17 protein-coding genes are annotated in these 21,317 nt (G+C 49.1%); 7 read left to right on the top strand and 10 right to left on the bottom strand.

Translation table 11 applies throughout. The annotated features are described in order from the left end of the window. The first annotated feature begins 1 nt into the window (after position 1). The 3 genes from dksA (at position 2) to acs (ending at position 3,479) form a co-directional block, all read left to right on the top strand. On the top strand, positions 2-454 hold the full coding sequence (dksA, locus tag OEY58_09400; GenBank protein ID MDH5325662.1) for an RNA polymerase-binding protein DksA: 453 nt from the start codon (positions 2-4) through the stop codon (positions 452-454). Between the two features lie 65 nt (positions 455-519). After that, positions 520-1,410 carry a tRNA glutamyl-Q(34) synthetase GluQRS gene (gluQRS, locus tag OEY58_09395; GenBank protein ID MDH5325661.1) on the top strand — a complete coding sequence of 297 codons (891 nt, stop codon included), beginning with the start codon at positions 520-522 and terminating at the stop codon, positions 1,408-1,410. A gap of 104 nt (positions 1,411-1,514) precedes the next feature. After that, positions 1,515-3,479, top strand: coding sequence for an acetate--CoA ligase (acs, locus tag OEY58_09390; GenBank protein ID MDH5325660.1), 1,965 nt, complete (start codon positions 1,515-1,517; stop codon positions 3,477-3,479). Positions 3,480-3,543: 64 nt separating this feature from the next. Here acs and OEY58_09385 read toward each other — a convergent pair whose 3' ends face one another. The 4 genes from OEY58_09385 to OEY58_09370 all read right to left on the bottom strand — a co-directional run bounded on the left by OEY58_09385 (position 3,544) and on the right by OEY58_09370 (position 9,588). Next, positions 3,544-4,950: a bifunctional serine/threonine-protein kinase/universal stress protein gene (locus tag OEY58_09385; GenBank protein MDH5325659.1), complete on the bottom strand. Its 1,407-nt coding sequence runs from the start codon at positions 4,948-4,950 to the stop codon at positions 3,544-3,546. After that, complete coding sequence (locus OEY58_09380; protein MDH5325658.1) at positions 4,947-5,693, bottom strand: metallophosphatase family protein; 747 nt, start codon at positions 5,691-5,693, stop codon at positions 4,947-4,949. Before OEY58_09380 ends, OEY58_09385 begins: the two co-directional genes overlap by 4 nt. A 271-nt stretch (positions 5,694-5,964) precedes the next feature. Next, positions 5,965-6,498 carry a hypothetical protein gene (locus tag OEY58_09375; protein MDH5325657.1) on the bottom strand — a complete coding sequence of 178 codons (534 nt, stop codon included), beginning with the start codon at positions 6,496-6,498 and terminating at the stop codon, positions 5,965-5,967. 318 nt (positions 6,499-6,816) lie between these two features. Continuing rightward, a complete protein-coding gene (locus tag OEY58_09370; protein MDH5325656.1) occupies positions 6,817-9,588 on the bottom strand; it encodes a hypothetical protein in 2,772 nt (923 codons plus the stop codon). Positions 9,589-10,029: 441 nt separating this feature from the next. Between OEY58_09370 and OEY58_09365 the strand changes: the two genes are divergently transcribed. The 3 genes from OEY58_09365 (at position 10,030) to OEY58_09355 (ending at position 14,311) form a co-directional block, all read left to right on the top strand. Then, on the top strand, positions 10,030-10,887 hold the full coding sequence (locus OEY58_09365; protein MDH5325655.1) for a PhnD/SsuA/transferrin family substrate-binding protein: 858 nt from the start codon (positions 10,030-10,032) through the stop codon (positions 10,885-10,887). Between the two features lie 19 nt (positions 10,888-10,906). Further along, positions 10,907-12,364, top strand: coding sequence for a HAMP domain-containing histidine kinase (locus tag OEY58_09360; GenBank protein MDH5325654.1), 1,458 nt, complete (start codon positions 10,907-10,909; stop codon positions 12,362-12,364). Between the two features lie 108 nt (positions 12,365-12,472). Further along, a complete protein-coding gene (locus OEY58_09355; protein ID MDH5325653.1) occupies positions 12,473-14,311 on the top strand; it encodes a DUF4382 domain-containing protein in 1,839 nt (612 codons plus the stop codon). 64 nt (positions 14,312-14,375) lie between these two features. On the opposite strand, the gene OEY58_09350 is transcribed toward OEY58_09355, so the two are convergent. The 6 genes from OEY58_09350 to OEY58_09325 all read right to left on the bottom strand — a co-directional run bounded on the left by OEY58_09350 (position 14,376) and on the right by OEY58_09325 (position 20,132). Then, on the bottom strand, positions 14,376-14,831 hold the full coding sequence (locus OEY58_09350; GenBank protein MDH5325652.1) for a DUF1232 domain-containing protein: 456 nt from the start codon (positions 14,829-14,831) through the stop codon (positions 14,376-14,378). A gap of 88 nt (positions 14,832-14,919) precedes the next feature. Continuing rightward, on the bottom strand, positions 14,920-15,696 hold the full coding sequence (locus OEY58_09345) for a hypothetical protein (protein ID MDH5325651.1): 777 nt from the start codon (positions 15,694-15,696) through the stop codon (positions 14,920-14,922). A gap of 83 nt (positions 15,697-15,779) precedes the next feature. Next, positions 15,780-16,454 carry a hypothetical protein gene (locus tag OEY58_09340; GenBank protein ID MDH5325650.1) on the bottom strand — a complete coding sequence of 225 codons (675 nt, stop codon included), beginning with the start codon at positions 16,452-16,454 and terminating at the stop codon, positions 15,780-15,782. A gap of 141 nt (positions 16,455-16,595) precedes the next feature. Beyond that, complete coding sequence (locus OEY58_09335) at positions 16,596-17,930, bottom strand: N-acetylmuramoyl-L-alanine amidase (protein ID MDH5325649.1); 1,335 nt, start codon at positions 17,928-17,930, stop codon at positions 16,596-16,598. A gap of 214 nt (positions 17,931-18,144) precedes the next feature. Continuing rightward, positions 18,145-18,615, bottom strand: coding sequence for a tRNA (adenosine(37)-N6)-threonylcarbamoyltransferase complex ATPase subunit type 1 TsaE (gene tsaE, locus OEY58_09330; protein ID MDH5325648.1), 471 nt, complete (start codon positions 18,613-18,615; stop codon positions 18,145-18,147). Further along, complete coding sequence (locus OEY58_09325) at positions 18,612-20,132, bottom strand: NAD(P)H-hydrate dehydratase (protein MDH5325647.1); 1,521 nt, start codon at positions 20,130-20,132, stop codon at positions 18,612-18,614. Before OEY58_09325 ends, tsaE begins: the two co-directional genes overlap by 4 nt. A gap of 101 nt (positions 20,133-20,233) precedes the next feature. On the opposite strand from OEY58_09325, the gene queG reads away from it, so the two are divergent. After that, on the top strand, positions 20,234-21,313 hold the full coding sequence (gene queG, locus OEY58_09320; protein ID MDH5325646.1) for a tRNA epoxyqueuosine(34) reductase QueG: 1,080 nt from the start codon (positions 20,234-20,236) through the stop codon (positions 21,311-21,313). Positions 21,314-21,317: the final 4 nt, after the last annotated feature.

Below are 21,317 nucleotides of genomic sequence, written 5' to 3'. Positions count from 1 at the left end.
GATGGCTGTGAAGAAGAAAGCAAAAGAATCGAGTGCCGATCTCGACTTTCGGAATTTTACCCCTTACAAGGAAAAGAAAGGGGAAGAATACATGAACCCGAATCAGGTTGAGCATTTCAGAGGGATGCTGCTTAACTGGAAAAAGGAACTCATGGATAAAGTGGATGAGACTGTGCACCACATGCAGGATGAAGCCGCTAACTTTCCGGATCCCAACGACAGAGCCAGCCAGGAATCCGACTTCACCATGGAGTTACGCACAAGGGACCGTGAACGTAAATTGATTAAGAAGATCGATGAGTCCATTACGGCATTGGAAAACGAAGAATATGGCTACTGTTCTTCTTGCGGCGTGGAAATCGGCATCAAACGTCTGGAGGCCCGCCCCACCGCCACTCAATGCATCGACTGTAAAACCCTGAATGAAATTAGGGAAAAACAGTACGGCAAATAACATCTAAACCCGTAAAGGTGCAGCACCAGCGTGTTGCACCTTAGGCTGCCTGTAGCCCTCACAACATGGTCCCATTCTATAGAGGACGATTTGCCCCCTCACCCACCGGCCCCCTACACATGGGATCTCTGCTCTGCGCCGTGTGCAGTTTCCTGGATGCCCGTCATCACAATGGACAGTGGTTGGTGCGCATGGAGGATCTGGATCCACCTCGAGAAACCCCCGGTGCGAGCTCACAAATACTCACCACTTTAGAACGGCATGGTTTGGCTTGGGATGACGCAGTCTTGTACCAAAGCACGCGCACTGAAGCCTATGAGGCCGCTCTGCAACAGTTAAAACAAGCACAGTTCAGCTATGTTTGCACCTGTTCACGTAAAACCATACAAGCAAACAGTCAGAATCCTCATGTATATCCCGGCAGCTGTCGCAACCTGGGGTACAGCACTTCCAAAGCGGCTATTCGCCTGCGACTGGAGGATCGGACCGTGTGTTTCACCGATCAACTGCAAGGACAACAATGCCAAAATGTGCTGCAAGAAGTGGGCGATTTTGTCTTAAAACGCGCAGACGGTTTGTATGCGTACCAACTGGCGGTGGTAGTGGATGACGCCTTTCAGGGGGTGACCCATGTGGTACGGGGCTTTGATTTGTTGGATAACACGGCACGTCAGCTGGTATTGCAATCAATGCTGGGATTGAGTCAACCGACGTACGCCCACATTCCCATACTCGTGAACCCCGAGGGAGAAAAACTCAGTAAACAAACTTTCGCACGTGCGGTCGACAACACCAAACCCGTGGAGAACTGGCGGATTATACTCAGGCTGTTAGGCTTATCGCCTCCGGACCTGTCACTGGATACGCTGATTCAATGGGCCGTGCAACAATGGGAATTAAACACACTGAGCCGGCAACAATACATCCCCTATGTTAACGTCGAGGGCAGCGCCTGAGCCAAGTGAGGTGGATCATGGCTTCACAGCAACAGCTCTGCTACCATAGGCGCCCTATCCATCTTTAAATTTGGGTCCAATACATAGAATACCAGGGAGGCCATATGAGCACTGAAAATATCGAATCCATCCTGCAGGAAGATCGAAAATTTCCACCTCCGGAGAAGTTTGCCGCAGCGGCTAATATCAACTCTGCCAAACTGGACCAGCTCTATGCGGATGCGACCCAAGATCACGAACAATTCTGGGCTACCATGGCCCGCCAGGAAATTCACTGGAACAAAGACTTTAATACCATCTTAAACAGCAGCAATGCTCCCCACTACCGTTGGTTTGAGGACGGTCTGACCAATGTGGCCTACAACTGCATCGACCGCCACTTGAGCGATAAGGCAGATAAAACCGCTATCATCTTCGAAGGTGAAAAAGGTGATACCCAGCACATCAGCTATGCCCAGCTGCACCAACGGGTGAGTCAATTTGCCAACGGCCTCAAGTCCAAGGGCATCCAGCAAGGCGACCGGGTGGTCATCTACATGCCCATGGTACCGGAAGCCGCCATCGCCATGTTGGCTTGCGCCCGTATTGGTGCGGTCCATTCAGTGGTCTTCGGGGGGTTTTCGGCAGAGTCACTAAAAGATCGCATCGAGGATGCCGGGGCGAAAATGCTCATCACCGCTGACGGCGGTCATCGTGGTGGTAAAATTGTGGAACTCAAAGTCGCAGCGGACACCGCATTGAATAACGGCTGTGGCAGCATCGAATCGGTCGTGGTGTTAAAACGCAGCGGTCAGAATATTAATATGCAATCCGGCCGTGACATTTGGTGGAACGACATAGAAACAGGCCAGAGCGACCAATGCGACCCGGAGTGGGTCGAAAGCGAACACCCTTTGTTCTTATTGTACACTTCCGGGTCCACCGGCAAGCCCAAGGGTATCCAACACTCCTCGGCCGGCTATCTACTCAACTCCATACTCACCATGAAATGGGTCTTTGACATCAAAGACAACGATATTTACTGGTGTACCGCCGATGTAGGCTGGATTACCGGCCACAGTTACGTCACTTACGGACCCTTAGCGGTGGGCGCCACCATGGTCATGTACGAAGGCGCGCCCTCCGTCCCCGACTTTGGGCGCTTTTGGAAAATATGTCAGGATCACAAAGTCACCATATTTTATACCGCGCCCACGGCTATCCGCGCTTTGATGAAGCAAGGCGATGAGATACCGGCTCAATATGATTTATCCAGCATTCGACTATTGGGCACGGTAGGTGAACCCATTAACCCGGAAGCCTGGATGTGGTACCACCGCATTATCGGCAAAGAGCAATGCCCTATTACCGATACCTGGTGGCAAACCGAAACCGGAGCCAATATGATTGCACCGGTACCCGGTGTCACGGCGACCAAACCCGGCTCCTGTACCCGAGCCTTACCGGGTATTGACGCCGACATTGTTGACGAAAACGGTGCCCCCATTACTCAGGCCAACCAGGGTGGCTACTTGGTCATTAAAAAACCCTGGCCATCCATGCTGCGCACCATCTGGGGCGATGACTCACGTTATATAGAAACCTATTGGGCCAAATTTGATAACCGCTACTATCTTGCCGGAGACAGCGCCCGGCGCGATGAAGACGGTTACTTCTGGATTATGGGCCGGATTGATGATGTACTGAATGTTTCGGGCCATCGACTCGGCACCATGGAAGTGGAATCCGCACTGGTAGCCCATCCCAAAGTGGCGGAAGCCGCTGTTGTGGGCCGCCCGGATGAAATCAAAGGTGAAGGCATATTCGCTTTTGTCGTGCTAAAGGGAACCCGACCCGAAGGCGGTATTGACGCTAAACTGACTCAAGAGCTCAGGGCGTGGGTCAGCGAACAAATCGGTCCCATCGCCAAACCGGATGAAATACGCTACTCCGATAATCTGCCCAAAACCCGTTCGGGAAAAATTATGCGACGGTTGTTACGCTCCATCGCCAATGGCGAGGAAATCACGCAGGACACCTCGACCTTGGAAAACGAATCCATTGTGTTACAACTTCAAGGCAAGGAGTAAGTCAATTCAATTTAAAGCGGGTTATGCTCTGATAACCCGCCCGTACCCGCAAGGAAGCACACACCTACCCTAAACGTGTTCTCACCACAGTCACAGTACATGGCGCCTCAGCCATAACTTTGGTAGATACGCTGCCCAAATAACGACTTAATCCGCTGCTGCTACGAGCACACAGCAATATATGATCCACTACATGGTATTTAGCATAATCCAATATCTCGCGTGCCGCCTTACCCTGAAGCACTTGATAATGAATACGGTGTTTGGCAATGGGCAAGGCTTTCATCCAATGACGCAGCTCCATTAACCGGTGCATATGTCCGGGACGTTCTTGATCGATTATGTCTGAGAAGTCTTCGCGCCCATCCAGCTCAGCATCGTCCATTACTGTCATGACAGTGAAATAGATGTTCCTATCCTGTTGCGCTAATCGACGCAAGGTATGTTGCATGGCAGTTCGCAGTTCCTGGCCGGTGTGTTCCAAATCCACAGCCACCAGCACATGAGAAGCTCCGGCTATACGTTCGCGCGGTTGCATATTCTGCTGACTCTGAAGTTCGTTATCCGTGTTAAACCAGGACTTCATTATTGCCATCAAGCCCGGTTTACGTGTCAATTCCGCCAGTTGGGTCAGGGGCACCGCATTGGGATGAGAAAGATAATACGCCACCTGTTTGGCACTGGCGTAGCGATCCTGGGCGCGCCGTTGCAGGCAGGTAAGAATAATCTGCTGCAACCAGGGAGGGACTTCGGGGTTTAGCAGGCGCGGTGGCTTGGGAAGTAAAAACAACCGTTTTTTCACCGTTAAGGGATCGCCCTTACCGAATGGCAACTCAGCCGTAGCCAAACGGTATAGAATTACGCCTATGGCAAACAAGTCACTGCGCGAATCGGTACGCACACCTTGCAGTTGCTCCGGTGCCACATAGGGATAAGAACGGGGTGCCTGTTTGTGCGGATCCTCGTAGAGATCCGGCATTTGGCTGTGGTGCGCCGTGCCAAAATCCAGTATAACCGCACGACCATCACCGCGATTGCGGATATTTCCCGGTTTTAGATCCAAATGAATAATATTGTGCCGATGCATTTCGTGTACAGCCTTGCACACGGGAACCATCAACTGTCGCAATTCGTCAATATCAACAGGCGCCCTGTGGACGGCCTGTTGCAAGGCATCCCCCTCCACGTATTCCATCACCAGGTAGGGTAAAGTTTCCAAATCGCCTTTGGCGATAATTTTGGGGGTATAGACTCCACGCAAGCGGGACAAAATTCGCATTTCGGTCTCAAATGCGGTTAAAACTGCGGCGGGTAAAGTTATATTGATGCGGGGGGCTTTTAGGATTAATGGTAAATCATAATCGGGGTGAACCACCCGATACAAATCATGATATAGACGCCTGGACTCCAGTGCCTGAAGGGTAAATCCGTCAAACTCATCTCCAGGAGCCAATTCATGGATTGCCGTCATGGCCCTTGTTTCCTGCCTGCCAGGCGCTCGGCAAATTGCGGAGGAAATCCCGCCTCTAAGATTTTTTTGGCCGTTTGCGTATAGTCGTAAGCTACTCGGTGAAAGGTTAATTCACGTTGTACCGTATCATAAACCACAAAACTCGAGGTACTGCTACCGTCACGGGGCTGTCCTACCGACCCCACATTAACGAAATAACGCTTCCCTTGGTATACAGGAATAACACTGTCTTCGCGAACCAGCTGTTGCTTGATGCCCCCCGCGGCAGTTTCATGAAACAATGCGGGAAGATGGGTATGGCCGGTAAATACGACCGGCCTGGGGGCAGCTAACATGCAATTTCTCACGGAAACCATGTCCAGCAAATAAGGCCAGGATTGAGGATTGTGAACCGAAGCATGGGCAAACACCGCGCCATAGGCGTTTTGCACATAGGGTAATTCCTGTAGGAACTGACGATGCCGATCCAGTAATTTTCCGCGGGTCCAGGCGAAAACCAGCTGCACAGCGGGATTCACATTGTGATATTCACCGGTTAGAACCGCTTCATCATGATTGCCTCGTACAGCAATAAGTCCGGGAAGATTGATCACCAAGTCAAGCACCGGCACCGGATCCGCCCCATAACCCACCATATCCCCTAAGCAGACATAACGCTTTACACCAACAGATCTAGCCCGACGACAACAGGCGATCATGGCTTCCAGGTTACTGTGTATATCCGAGAGTATGGCTATTTTCACGTGTTGTGCATAAGGGTAAGGATGACTATGTCCATAGTACTTTAATTAGCCACATTTTTCCAAACCCAACTTTGGCATCATGGCCGTTTCACCCAGCGGATTATCGTGGTAACAAATGTGTGCTGTCCTGCAAGGAATCCGGGCTGAGAAGCAAGGATGATTGACGCCAGGGCGCCCTACTCACGTTGCTTACCGACATCCATGTAAACAACGCAGCGGTAAATCAGAGGCTACCCGGTGCAGTGTGGAAGCATTCCAACTCCGTGACGCATTAACCGCTGTGGGTTTTTTCATTGACTAAAGTGGAAATCACCTTATCTCCCGGCACCTGAAACACCCCTATACCCCGAACCGTTTGGGTGCGACCTTTGACATCGGCATACCGAAATTCTTTCATGGTTACACAAAGAATATCGCCGACAATATTTTTCTCCACAGCAATACAATCCACCATGGCACGATTAATCAAAACGGCGGCACGGCAAGGAAAATATCTTGGTTGCCGAAAGGTGGTTACGCAGGACTGAGGATCAAGGTGATCATTGTAGATAGTGACAGGTTCCATAAATTTGTAGGCAGCCAATACATCAATCGCTTGCTGATGTTTTAAATGCTTACCCAACCATCGTAATAACTCGATGTCTTTTTGTGATAAAGCGAAACCGGTACGTAACTGACGTACGATAGTCTGATCCTCGACCCGTACAACAGAACAAGCGGTTTTCCCGCGATTGGCGATGGATACGCTGCATTGTCTCTGCGATTTTTCTTGTTTGGGAAAAATGGTCCAGTACAACTCTTTCATAGGAATCCCCCGAATTCGTGCAAGGTTTAGTCTATCCGATGTGCAACGATTGCGGACAATAGGCAGCATTAACAATGCCAACAATCAAACGAAAAAAAACAATTTTAACTAATTGTTTTTATGAAATTTTATTTCAAATAACCGTCTCTTTAAAGTATAGGCCATCATGCGGATCACACAGCATCTCATCAGTGGTGAGCGTGTGAACAGATTCAACGTGACCTCGTCAAATATTTGTCACCAAAAAGCAGAAAACCGGCGACAAAAAAAAGGGCTGCGTACTTGCAGCCCTTTTCTTCACTTATTGCGTCTCAAAAATCAGACTTCGTCCCCATTGAGAATCCCGTCTTCATCGCGATCGATAGCAATACGCGTTCCTGAACCCGGGGGTACGCAGGTATAGGTAATCTCACCCGAGTCGGCATTGGCTTTATCGCGTAAAGCCGCATCACTCAGTTGAGCCGCTGCAGCGCTGTCTGCCTTAAACATGCCACCACCCAGATACAAATAACCCGCATTTTGTTGCTTGGCCACCAGATCGCACTGTTGGGCATCGGCTTGTTGTATTAACAAATCGATACGTGCACCCACAATATGGCCATTACCTTTGCTCAGAGTGATTTGTTGGCCAACAATAGGAAACAAGTTGGTATCGAAAGCCAGCAGGAACTGCTCCGTTTGACGACGTATGGGATCGCCCAGGCTACGGTCACGTGGATAGCCGTTAGGATTACCCGGATCCCTAGGACCGTTCGTACCCGGCTCACGGAAAATAAATCCACGGGCGCTTTGTTGTAAGAACAAAGTTCCGCGACTGCCGTCATGATGAAAACCAAAACCACGAATTTGATCACCCATGTGTTTGTTTTCTTCACCTTCTACGTCCGGCAAGTGCTGTGGAATATTGGGGAAGCCGAACATGCCGATCTTCTGATACATATTTCGCAAGTGCGGTACTTTCAGGGCCTGAGTGGACAAACGCGTCACGTTGTAAAACCCGTCCGTACCGAAAAAGCCGGGTTTGGCTACGCCAAATTCACGGTTACCATCGCGGTCCACAACATGACACTCAAAACAGCCGAAGAAAGTATCTGCCTTGGCACCGAAGAAAAAGTCCGCGCCACCCTGCTGTTCCGGAGTTAAAGAGTTGTCCAGATTACGGTTTGGATTGGGTGGATAGGTCAATTGCAAAGCAAACTGGGTAAAAGCGTCCATTTCTGCATCGCTCAGGGTTTTGTCGCGACCGATCAATCCGACAAATGCCGGATTAAAGGCTTTGAACGCCACGTCTTCGTTAAACTGACCGCCATCGGGCTGCACATTGTTCTCCATAACAGGGTCGGCACCGGTACGGTCACCGCGCCAATGCAAAGGACCGTGGTTGGCCATACCACGCAGGCTTTGTGTGGTCATGGGGCCTTTCATAGGCGAAAACTCATGTTTAACTGGCGAGTTGAGCAGCGCCGCAGTGTTACGGAAACGTCCAAACATGGGTACGCTTACCAGATCCGGATCGCCTAAATCCCAGGCCAATTGGTCCATATCACCAAAGATATGACACCCTGCACAGGATGAGTCACCCCGACTGGAGGTGTAAGAAGCATCGTATAAGAAAGGGCGGCCGGCGATGACACTGGCGGGCTCAGGGTTGTACATTGCGACATGTGCCATTTCCGCTTTGCTGTTGGTGTCAATGACGGAGACGGAATTATCAAAACGAGTCAACACATACAGACGTTTACGTCTCTCGTCCAGAACCAAACCACTGGGACCACCACCACTGACGTTAACTTGATCATCGGTGGAAGGTACGAAAGTATCTTTTTCCAGTTCGGCTGTATTATAAATTCCTACTTTAGAGGAACCGAAAGCGGCAACATACAAAGTTGCCCCATCCTGGCTGATCGCCATGCCCATGGGCGTGGCTAAACTACGGGCATTTTCATCATTGGGAATGGGATCACAGCATTCCTTCTCATAGTTAATGTGTTTATTCAAGTGACGATGTTGTACCCCGCCCTTTTTATCCAGTACAGAAATACGGTTTTGAATAAATTGGCCACGTACGGTTTTACCTGCCACATAACCGTGGCCTTCAAAACGCACTTCATTTCTGGCTTCCAGGTTACTTACATACACTTTACCGTTAGCAGGGTTCTCAATCATGTTAAACAATACCGTACCCACGCCGGAATAATCCTTCAGTTTGGCATTAGTCAATGCGGGAGGGTTGGCATTAGCGTCAATGATGAATACGTCTCTATCAGGCAGATTAAATTTCACATGTTCGTCCCAGATACGACCGATTTCATCAACCCAATGCTCACCGTTGTAACGAACAATCAGGCCGGAAGAAGGAATAAATTCACCGGTTATGTTAGTGCTGGGCTCTGGAATACCACCGTTTTGCAAAATTTTCAGATGCCAAACAGTGGTGGTCTGGTTACCGGTTTTAAAACCGGCTGCAAAAACGTTTTGACCGTTGGCCGAAACCGTCAATGCACGGGGTGTATCGGTAAACAAAGTGATAATATTTACCGGAGTACCTTCTAAATTGTCACCGGGATTTTCTCCATCAAAAACCCAAACGTCCGCGCGATCCACTCCAGGAGTGGTTAATTGCGGATCATAGGGGACATTTTGACCACGATGTGCGGTGGTTATAAACGCGTGTTTATTATTAGCACCGGCAAAAACCACATCGCGCGGCTCGTCGCCAACTAATAAAGTTTTGACAACACGTTCTTTGCCGGGCTCCAAACGCACAATACTAACGCTATCGGACACATGGTTTACTACCCAAGCTTCATTTTTGTTACGCAGACTCACGGCTATGGGCTCTAATCCCACAGGAATAGATGCCTCGTGTTTAAGACCGCTGTCGGTAACGGAAAATACTTCTAAAGCGTTATCCGGTGTATTTACCGCATAAACTCGATCCCCCCCGGGTGATAATGCCAAGGGTCGAACCTGACCGGATTCAAACAATGTGTACGACTGTTCTGTCGCCCACAATGACACTGGTGCATACAAGCAAAAAAATAACCCGGAAATCAAACCAGTCGATCTCCACCGATTTATTGTTTTCATAAATCAATCCTCTGTGCAAAGAATTACGGCGTTGACTCCATCAACGATGGAAAATACCAGGGAAATTTACGAGGACGGGACTGGAAACGCATTTACAGGACTACCATACTTCCCTGCATACTAAGTTTCCTACTTAAGCAGCCTCCCGAAGGAACAATATAAACAGCTGGTTTCTCAGTGCATTACCACGTGTTCGCACCTGGACCCGATTGAAATGCTTACGCAACCGGAAGCCACTATTCTACTGGAATGACTTCCAGATTAAAACCGTTAAGTGTGACATTCGGAATACATTTAGCTTCAGATGCTTAGCGTATATCCCGAGTTAACCGCTAAACTATTTCGTGTCGATCAAAAAAGCTATGAAAATGCCACCTTGACTCAAATTTCAAGCAAAGCTACCGATATTAATGCATATCCCAATAAACCAACGAGCCCACTATGAAAAATTTGCCCTCTCTATCTATCTTGTTGTTTTTTCTATGTTCTACAATTGCTGGAACAGTGGTAGCTAAAACCCAACCCGCAACGCTTGCGGTCAAATCGGTCACTTTGGCTGTCTTGATGCCGGCGCCGGCAAAAAAAATCCATTCACAATGGAAACCCCTGGCCGACTATCTGTCGAAAAAACTAAACATGAAGGTGGACATAGTTACTCCCAGGGGTTTGGAGCAAGCTAAAAAAACACTGGCCGAAGTGGATTTTGTGTTCGCCAATTCCTATTTGTACGATCTATTGAAAGAGGGCGCCAAGATTATTCCCGTGGTACAAATGGAAAACACCAGTAATAGCATCTATAGCCAGGGTCGGTTTCTGGTTCGAAGCGATAGTCCTATCAAGAGTGTCAGCGAACTGAAAGGGAAAAAAATAGCGTTAATCAGCCCATTTGGAGCCGGTGCCTATCTTGCCCCTAAGGCCTATTTGATGAAACACGGTATCGATATCGATAAAGAGGTAAACATCAACTTTACAAAAGACCTTAAAAAGGCAGCCTACATGGTCATGCTCGGTGAAGCTGATGCAGCCGTGATGTGTGATGTCAGTTATGGTATCTTATCCAAAAAAGTAGATACGGGAGAACTCACCTTTTTCGATAAAACGGACGCATTCCCGGAAGGTCTTATATTTACCACCCATGAATCTGATAACGCCATGGTAAAAACAGTTCGTGAGGCGCTCTTAAACGCCGACGAAGATACCATGAAACCACTGCGCAATATGAAAATTGGGAAGTTTGTGCCCTATAACGAGCAAGTGGAAACCAGGTTAAAGCACTTGAAAAAAGAAGCAAACCTATAGGCTCAGACTCTACCGTACCATGCAACTAAGCCTGCATACTAAATTTGTATTTAGTTTGATATTGCTTGTCGCTGTGTCTATTGTCGGTATGGGTTTCCTGCTGATCCAAAATGCCAACCACCGATTGGAGGCATTTCAGTTTCATCAGGCTAAATCCCAAGTCCGCACACTGGCGGCAAGCAGTATTGAGGCTCTGCTGACCCATGATTATACCCTTTTGGAAGATCTGGTTACGGTTACCTCGTCGGAACAACGCTATCTTTATGCAGCGGTGGTTCGAACCGACGGTACCATACTGTCTCACACAGATATGAATCGAGTGGGCGATGTAATGCCCACGGCAACAAACAGCGATGAAATCTTAGTTAAACCGGTTTTCCTGCTGGAAGACTCCCGATCAGCAAAGGAAATCATTCACCCTATTTCTTTCACCGGTAAACACCTCGCCAATGCCCACATTGCCTATGCGATTCAGAGTGGGGTCAGCACTGAAGATGATTCTATTGTTTGGCTGGTGAGAATGCTGGCTACCACCCTGTTGGTGTTAATTGTAGGTAGTTTGATCATCACTAAAAGTCTGACCAAACCCATTAGTTTGTTGACGAATCTGGTCCATAGCAACCAAGGCGATAAGTACCTGGATTTGCCGGAATCGATTTCAAAACAAAACGATGAAGTCGGCGCCCTGGCACGCTCCTTTAAGTACTTATCGGATCAATTGGTGGACCGGCTTGAAGAGCTGAAACTGCAGGTACGCGAAAGAGACGATGCTCGCAACGCCAATAAAATAAAAAGCGACTTTCTTGCCAATGTCAGCCATGAGTTACGTACGCCCCTAAATGCCATTATTGGCTACAGTGAACTCATTCTGGATACCACCCAGGATAAGAATACACAAGACGACTTGAACAAAATCCGCAGTTCCGCCAGTCATCTTAATCGCCTGATCAATGACATGCTGGACCTATCAAAAATAGAGGCCGGTAAATTGGAAGTGGTCACCGAACCCATCAAGCTTGAGCCTTTTCTTAAAGAAATTCGATACGATGTACAACCGTTGATAGAAAGAAACCGCAACACGCTACAGTTTCATTTTAGCGATAACAACAATAAGGTACTGGCGGATCCGGTGAGACTGCGCCAGGTGATACTGAACTTAATCAGCAACGCCACCAAGTTTACCCACAACGGCGAAATCAATATTTATGTGACCAGCCAGGATAAATATACAACTTGCGCCATCACAGATACGGGTATCGGCATGACCGAAGAGCAGCTTTCCCGGGTGTTTGAGGCATTTACACAAGCCGATAAGAAAACCTCGGTTAAATACGGCGGCACCGGCCTGGGGCTCACGATTTCCCGACGTTTAAGCCACCTCATGGGGGGTGATATAACGGTTACAAGCGAACTCGGACACGGCTCTACGTTCACCTTGGTTTTACCTAACGGAACCCCACATTGCATGGTGGGTTAGCCCTCGCTTCGACACCCCTCACCCATTAGTGTGAATTTTCACATTATTTCAAATATCTCCCCGCTTGCCGTCTTTTCAGTATGGAAGAGAAACCAAGAGGGAATAACCATGATATTTCAAAAATTAAAATCCAAGCTAAACGGAATCAGCGTCGCGCCGGCGTTGGTATTGATACTTGCTTTGACCACTGGATGTGGTCCGCAGACAACCGAGGATTCGGATACAGGCCAAGTGGTTATCGGGCTAACGGACGCACCTGGAGATTTTGTCAGCTACAACGTGGATGTGGTCGCCCTGGAACTCACCAAAGCCAACGGGGCGGTCATTCAGACACTCCCGGTGGCAACCCGGGTGGATTTTGCTCAATACACCGAAATGACGGAATTTCTGACTGCCGCAACTATCCCAACCGGCACCTATGTGAATGCCAAAATCACGCTGGACTACCGCAACGCCGACATACAGATTGAAGACAATAGCGGCAATGCAGTGGCTGCAGGTACTTTACAGGACGAATCCGGAAATACAATCACCACACTGGAATTGAACGTTAAGCTGGAAGACCGCAACTCTCTGTTTATTGGCCCCGGCGTTCCGGCACATTTAACATTGGATTTTGACCTGAGTGCTTCTCATTCGGTAGATCTAAGCGGTGCCACGCCGGTGGTCACGGTACAGCCTTTCTTGCAGGCGGAAGTAGATCTGGAATCGCCCAAGATTCACCGAGCCCGGGGCGCTTTAAAATCGGTGGATGTTGCAGACTCGGGGTTTCGGCTGATCATACGTCCCTTCATCCACCTGATCAGTGGCGGTGACGAAAATTTCGGTACCTTAAAAGTAACAACGAACAACGAAACCGTATATGACATTAATGGTTCCCGCCTGCAAGGCGGCGCAGGTTTGGATCTTTTGAACCAACAAAATCCGCTGATCGGTGTCATTGTATTGGGGGACTTGAAATTTAATCCCGTGCGATTTGAAGCCCGCGCCGTCATGGCCGGCTCCAGTGTACCCGGCGGAGATATGGATGTGGTCAGCGGTAATGTCATTAGTCGTAGCGGCAATGTATTTACTGTGAAAGGTGCCACCTTAGTCCGTGCCGGTGGCAGCGTTATCTTTAATGATCAGGTTCAGGTAACGGTGGGCGACAATACCGTCGTACGCAGGCAAATGTCCATGGAAACAGCAACTGCAGCAGATATATCCATAGGACAACGTATTTCCGTTTTTGGAGCACTCACCAATGCTTCATCTCAAAACCTGGAACTGGATGCTACCGACGGCTACGCTCACATGCAGTTGACCACTTTGCGTGCTACCGTGGTCAGCACTTCACCTGCCTTGGTGGTAGAGCTGCAAAGCATCGATGGCAGACGCCTCACCTTGTTTGATTTCACCGGTAGCGGCGCCCAAATGGATGCCGATCCAACTGCCTACCAAATTGACAGCGGTACTCTGGATCTGACCAATATTAACACCGGAACGGTGGTGAAACTTCGCGGATTCGTCACTCCCTTTGGTACTGCCGCTGATCCGGATTTCAGCGCACTTACCATTATTGATTTATCCAAGGTACAAGGTGTTATGGCGGTGGGTTGGCCTGCCACGTCAACAACCGCATTATCCATTGACAGCGTTGCCAATACAGTCAGTCTGGATCTAAACGGTACGGGACTGTTTCACCATTATGCCCGCGGTGGAGTCGCCATCGACCTCAAGCAATTAACAACAGCACCCGTGCTTCGCTCCAATGTATTTGATCTGGGCCTGTACTACATTCGTGACAACGGAACTTGGCAGTTGCATCTTTCCTTCAGCAACTACCTCAATGATTTGCAGGCTCGTTTGAATAACGGCAGCGCAGTTCGAGGTGTTGTAGCAACCGGGTTACTGGATGAGGACACCGGAATGCTGACTTCCGGTTTTGTAATGGTGCAGTTAAATTAAGGTAACAACTGATTTGAAAACGGCTCCCATGGGGCCGTTTTTTTAATGTATTTTTATCAACAGTTCAGTGTCTACCACCAATGCGCTTCAAACTACCCCAAACACCTGCGCTCAACATTTCGTTCGCTGCTTTCAAGGTTTTTTGAATTACTTCCAGCAAATTGTCTTTTCCGGCCCAGTGTTTAATCAGCACGTCTTTTGATACATTATTAAGCAAGCCGTGTAATACATATGCGGCCAAGGCGGTGTCGTCCACATAACCGGCGGGACCCAGTAGAATTTCCGGAACCAAATCCAGCGGAAACACGAAGTAAGTAATCGCCAAGCCCAATTTGGCTTTTTCCTGGGTGGGCACATCCGGATCCAGCGACAGTTTACACAACAAGTGAAACAGGTCCGGTGCAAATAACAAATACTCTACCCAGGGATTGCCACTGCCCTTGCGGGATTGGGACCAGGCATTGAGTTTGCCGCGCAGTTTTAAGTAAAAATCCTGTTTGTTCTTATCCATGGAATCCATAGCCTTTCCTCTGGATGTGGTGTTACAAACTATGGCAGTCTAACGCAATAAAAGTTCCACTCCATGTGCATCGTTTAATTCTGATACTTTACTTTAGCTTGGAGATTTGGAATCGGTTCCACTGTTCCAAGCTGATGTCGTTTTGAACATAGCCCCGCAACGGTGCCCCTGGGCCCAGAGCGACACATCGAATCAACAATGGTTTAAGGTCGCCGCTTGCTGAACTATTCCCCTGCGACAGCAAAGATACACTGGGAACCTCCATGCGCAGCTGTGTGTCCACAATATAAGCCATGGCAGGCTCCGCTTTGTGGGGCAAATATTTGATCCCGGCGGCACGCCAAAACTGGTAACGCTCCGCTTCCGTGGGTAAAGCCCAGTAACCATGCGGATGGAGCCGGCGACAACGTTGCTTGGCGGAATCTAATGCCATCATCGGCTCGGTGCGGGAAAAGACCAGGGGCGTGCTCCAAACCAAGCCGCTTTGCCGTTCATACCAAGCGCTCTCTCCCCCGGACAATGTTACAAAGAACCAGCCTCCGCCCAAATCCGCTCCGGTTTTAAACGCAAGTATGCCTTTAAAACGTTGCTCCAATTGTTTTAAAAAATGTTTTCTTTTGCCATCTTCACCGGGATCAACTACGGGTTTCAACACAGAACGATAGAGGTCATCGATCAAAAGCTCACCCAGAAAACTAATACCGCCATGAGTGGGTATGGGACAAAGTGACGACAACACGACTACTGTACCGATAGCAACGGCAACAGCCGTCACCGGTTTGCCTCGCCTAAGCCGCAGATAAACCTTAATGCCAATTCCAACATTAACGACCAAAGCGGTAGCGATGATAAAAATTACAGTCATATCCCCATAATTTAGTTAGTATTAGGATATTTGGCAAGGTTCAAAGAAATCGTTGAACACGTCAGTCGACGTGTTACAGAACATTACCAATGAAAATAAGACAGGACCGTCAGTACCACTGCAGTCAGCGCCACATCCACTGCCACCGTTATTGGCGCCAGCAATTTTAAAATAGGTTTTGCCGATCGGGGGTGGTCAAACAGTCCACTGTAGGTTAAATCTATATTGTATTGATGTACATTTATCTGGCGTGCGCTGATGCGGTGTTTTACTGTAATAGCTTCTTTGCCCACATACCCCAATGCAAGCAACACCGGAGCTTCGTTCGTTTTTGTTGCATATCGTACATATATTGCGTGATTACTATCCTCCGGCAAGACGACGGTCTCCGAGCTTGTTACCTGTAGCATACTCAGTTTTTCTCCGCTTGGTACACAACTTTGTTGCACAACATCCTTTTTTGTTGCTCTATATGAAGGATAATCTGAATCGGAATGATAGGTAAAACGCATGTCCGGATTGGATGGCAACGGGACTCTCAATACGTAATCAAAACGGGCGTGTTTGGAATAATCCTCCGATACTTTGGTTTGCCGGATGCAAATATAAGCCGAACCATCCTTTTCATAAGCATCCAAAACTATTGTGGAACCGGGGTCCACTTTCTGTAAGCGTTTATCAGAATCCGCTTCATGTATCAATACGGCAGTACAAGAACAAAGCGTCAAAGAGCACAAAATCAGGAATACAGTTTTCATCGGCGTCATAGGAGAACTAACGGCCGATGATGGAGGGAGTAAATAGGATGTTGCGGCTATATAGATCTTTTGTGGGCTTTTGTGATTGACATCACAAGGCTTGTGTTGCGTTCGGACATCTTTGGAGGAGATTTTCGAGCCTCACAACACCTGAGGAATACGTAGAATCTGCCCCGGTAAAAGAGTATCGTTACTGAGTTGATTCACCTGACGCAGTCGCTGCTGATCCACTTTGTATCGTCGAGCGATGGCGCTTAAAGTGTCACCTTTGCGGATTTCATACATTTGGTGGCCTCCCGCTACCTGGCTACGACTAAAATAGGTTCCGGCAACGGGATTTTTGTGGAAAAAGCTTTTAATACCCTTTACCAACGCCAAGGCCACTTTGTGCTGGTAATGCCGGCTACGCAATTTGGATTCTTCTTTGGGATTGGAAATAAAGCCGGTTTCAACCAATATTGAGGGAATATCCGGCGACTTTAGCACCACGAACCCGGCATTTTCCACTTCATCCTTATGTAATTTAGTCACCCGTTGCAGTTGTCCTAATACGGTTTCGCCTACTGAGGTGCTTGCGGCTATCGTGGCATTTTGGGACAAATCCAATAACACGGATGCCAGCAATTCGTCTTTGTCATCCAGACTGACACCGCCCAACAAATCGGAATCGTTTTGCGAGGAGGCTAACCAGCGAGCTGCTTCACTACTGGCACCTTTTTGCGATAACACGTATACCGAAGCTCCCTCTGCCATTCCATTCTCCACTGCATCGGCATGGATGGAAATAAACAAATCGGCGCGCTTGTCTCTGGCTTTTTGCATGCGGCTGCGCAGACTCACATAATAATCATCGCTGCGCACCATAACGGCTTTAATACCTTTTTCCCGGTTAAGCATATCGTGCAGGCGTCGAGAAATAGACAACACCACATCTTTTTCCGAGGTGCCGTTTTTACCCACTGCACCGGGGTCATCACCGCCATGACCGGCATCGATGGCCACAACCAAAGGGCGCAGTTGGCGGTGAGGCTTGGGTTTGACGGTTTTCAGTGCTTTTCTATCCGAGGTAACATTGTCCAAGTCCAACACCAGACGATGACCGTAATTTTGATGCGGACGGAGTAAAAAGCTTTTGGCTTTGGCGGATTGTTTCATGTCCAAGACAATGCGCAACTCATCACCGTGGGCAGCACTGCGAATACTCTTTACAACACTGTTTTTGGCATTGGGCGTGGTAACACGGTCACCCATACGAGCCTGTTTCAGATCGATCACCACGCGTAGAGGATTATTTAGGACAAACACTTTGTGTTCGACCGGCGCGCTGATATCCAATACCAGACGACTGGACTCCGGCCCGGCCCACAAACGCAGCCCTTGGATCTCAGTCAGGGGGGCTGCGGTTACGACGGCTGTTACCAGGGCTGCCACCAGACCCAGAACACCCCAAACTATGGTTTTTTTACTAGCAAACATGCCGCCTCATCTTGTTCTTTCGTGTCATGCTTGTGTTCTCCGGGCCACATCAATCGTATTGATTCGCTCGGACCTGATTCACGAGCCAATATCCAGTAGTACGGTGTCATGCAATATTTACACCTTTAACCCTATAGCATCGACCAGGAGTGTCTCAAGTATACCAGCTCAAAGCTGTCTTGCCACTTACGCTTTTTTGGTAAAAATAACAAACTTACTCAGCGACGAGTGCAAGACGGTCAATGACTCGCTGCAATTCTGCCGAGGTGGATTCCAAGGTAAGACGTCTACCGCCATTTTCATACTCCAGATAGCAGTGCAAATCCGCAGAGGGTAAGACACCTTGGCCTTTTTCCGGCCATTCAATTAAATTCAGAGCATGGCTGCCGAAGTAATCTCGTATGCCCATATATTCCAACTCTTCGGGATCGGCGAGGCGATACAAATCAAAATGATTCAACGTGACTCCTTCCAATTCATAAGGCTCCACCAAAGTATAAGTGGGACTTTTCACAGCGCCTTGGTGACCCAAAGTCCGTAAAATACCACGAACCAGTGTTGTTTTTCCGGCGCCCAAATCACCGTGTAAATACACCGTCATGCCGTTCTTCAAAACCGGGGCCAGCAATCGAGCCAAATCCATCATGGCCGTCTCATCGGCCAAATGCCAAAGACGCACCCTTATTCTCCCCTGTTGACCAAATTGCGTAAGTGCACAAATAAATCTGTAGCGAGCAATCCACGTTCCCCGGCCTGTGACGCTAGATCCGCTGCTGCTGCATGCACAGCCACCCCCTCAAGAGCCGCAGTCATGGGATCCAAGCCCTGCCCCATTAATGCTGCAATCACACCGCTGAGTACATCACCCATGCCTCCAGCGGCCATGCCGGGATTTCCTGCGGGACACAAAACGGTCTCCTTACCGTCGCTTATCAATGTGCCACACCCTTTCAAAACACACACTCCCCCATAGCGTTGCTGGATTTCCTTAATGGCATAAAACCGATCATCCTGCACCTCGTGCGTGGGACAATTGAGTAAGCGAGACGCCTCACCGGGATGCGGGGTCAATACCCATTGGGCATTTTTGTGGCCCTTTGCCGCCAACAGAGTCAGGGCATCGGCATCCAACAATAAGGGTTTATTCGTTTGAATCACGGCATCGAAAAGCGGTACCGACCAATGGTCCAGCCCTAGTCCGGGGCCAATGGCTACCACATCTACTTTGCGCAGTAAGGGTAGCAATTCCGTCGAGCTGGCCACGGCATGACTCATAAGTTCAGGCCGGGCGATATTCAGAGTACCCGCAGTATCGGGATGAGCGGCCACACTCACCAAACCCGCGCCACAGCGCAACGCGGCCTCGCCCGCCATCCGTGCAGCACCGGAAAGACCTCGAAAACCACCCACCACTAAAACATGACCGCATTGGTTCTTGTATGTGGTTTTCTTTCTTGGAGTCAGCACCGCACCGTCTTCGACCCGAAAGGAGCGACAGGAACCGGGAACTTGCTCATAAACCTCGTGTGGTACCCGCAAATCATCAAACAGAATTTCACCACAACAGTCCGGGCCGGCACCAGTGAGTAAACCTTGCTTTAAACCAATAAAGGTCACGGTGAGGTCAGCCTCAACCGCGGCGCCCAACACTCGACCGGTATCGGCGTGTAAGCCCGTTGGTATGTCCACAGAAACTACAGCCGTGGCCTGTCCCGGAGTACTCAGATCCGTACCCCGAGCTTGATTGATGTTTTCTACGGCGCTGAGCCAATCTCCGCTGACCGCTCCTTGCAAACCCGTACCCAATAGAGCATCCACAATGACATCGTACATTTCAAAGCTGTCATTTTGGAACGGCCGAATCTCCACATGGCTGCCTTCCAAGCGTTCAAAAGCCGTCAGTGCGTCACCCTTGAGCTTGGCGCGATCACCCACTTGATACACACGAGTGCGCAGACCGGCGGCATCGGCTAATCGGGCAATCACATAGCCATCTCCTGCATTATTACCCACTCCACACAGCACAGCGATGTTACGCGCACGCGGCCAACGCCGGTGTAATGCATTAAACACCGCCGCACCGGCATGTTCCATTAAGGTCATACCGGGAATGCCTTGCTCCTCAATGGTGATTCGGTCCAATTCTCTAACCTGGGCCGCCGTGTACAAAATAGCTTCAATGTTGTTGCGCTTTTGGTTCATAATTTAGTTCATAATTTGATAGTTTAATTTACGATTGTTTTTTCACTGATCCAGAAACTAAAACCAATGACCTATTTATACATTATATACCGGGGTTTACCATGACAGACTCCGGGAAACCATACTCCAACATGGATTTTTTACAACTTGTAAAAAATATCAAGTCCTGGGGCATTGAATTGGGTTTTCAGCAACTGGGAATCAGTGACATCGACCTGCAAAACGCTGAGGTCCATTTACTCAACTGGTTGGAGCGAGGCTTTCACGGACAAATGGACTATATGCAGCGCCATGGGGTAAAACGCAGCCGGCCGCAGGCAATCGAACCCGGTACCATCAGCGTTATTTGTGCACGAATGGATTATTTGCCGGAAAACATGCATACCGCGGAGGAAGTACTGCATAACGATCAGCAAGCGTATATTTCCCGCTACGCCTTGGGCCGTGACTATCACAAGCTGCTGCGAAAACGTCTACAAGCCCTGGCAAAACGCATTCAAAACCATATCGGCCCCTTCGGCTACCGGGTATTTACTGATAGCGCACCGGTGTTAGAAAAAGCTCTGGCCGAAAAAGCCGGACTGGGGTGGATTGGCAAACACAGTAATTTGATCCAACAAAATGCCGGTTCCTGGTTTTTCCTCGGGGAGATTTACACTGACCTACCCCTACCTGCCGATGACGCGGCCAGTAACCATTGCGGTACTTGTCAACAATGCCTGGACGCGTGCCCCACCCAGGCGATTGTTGCTCCCTATCAGGTGGATGCACGGCGCTGTATCTCATATCTCACCATTGAATTGAAGCAATCCATACCACCGGAATTTCGTCCTTCCCTGGGTAACCGCATCTACGGATGCGATGACTGTCAACTGGTATGCCCCTGGAACCGTTTTGCCCATATCAGTCAGGAGATGGATTTTCATAGTCGTCACAGCCTGGATCAGGCTACCCTGGTGGATTTGTTTAGCTGGACTGAGTCTCAGTTCCGAACCCGGTTTGAAGGCAGTCCCATACGTCGTATCGGCTATGAATGTTGGCTCAGAAATCTAGCGGTAGCTTTAGGCAATGCCACCCCGACAAGCGCCATCCGGCACGCCTTACTGAATCGAAAATACCACCCTTCGATTTTGGTGCGAGAACACGTAGAGTGGGCACTGGATCAACAGTCCAGACTTTAAGAAT

Source organism: Gammaproteobacteria bacterium (assembly GCA_029882975.1).
Taxonomy (GTDB): Bacteria; Pseudomonadota; Gammaproteobacteria; order SZUA-152; family SZUA-152; genus JAJDNG01.
Note: the sequence above shows the minus strand (reverse complement) of the source record. Positions and strands in the feature narration are given on the sequence as shown.